Origin of the sequence: Stenotrophomonas sp. MH181796, assembly GCF_009659995.1 — a bacterium.
GTDB classification, from domain to species: Bacteria; Pseudomonadota; Gammaproteobacteria; order Xanthomonadales; family Xanthomonadaceae; genus Stenotrophomonas; species Stenotrophomonas riyadhensis.
On record NZ_RAHU01000030.1, the window covers coordinates 1 to 373 of the forward strand.

The 373-nt window shown below is 67.3% G+C and carries 1 protein-coding gene; it reads right to left on the reverse strand.

Translation table 11 applies throughout. The features are described 5' to 3' along the window. On the reverse strand, positions 1-373 hold a 373-nt coding region (locus D5301_RS24095), incomplete at both ends, for a hypothetical protein (protein ID WP_194936674.1).

Sequence of the window (373 nt, forward strand, 5' to 3'; positions counted from 1 at the left end):
CACCCGCAGCCTGCACGCTGCCGCCCACGCCGTTGGGCGCAGCGATCTGCACGATGTCCGCATTGCTGCTGGACAGGGTCAGTGAACCACCGCTGCGCAGGTCACCGCCCAGCCGCACGCCATCGCGGCCTGTCAGCGTGACGTTGTTGCCGGCCAGCAGCGCATTGGCCTGCAACACCCCGCCATCGGCGAGCAGGGTCAGGTTGCCGGTACCGGCATCGATGGCAGAGGTGGGCAGTTGCAGGCCTCCGCCCGCATGCAGGCGTACATCGGATTGCCCGGCGTTGTTCAGACGATCAATCTGCAGATCGCCCGCGGCGCGCAGATCGACACCCTTTCCGTCGAGTCCGACCGCACCTGTGAACCGGTTGTC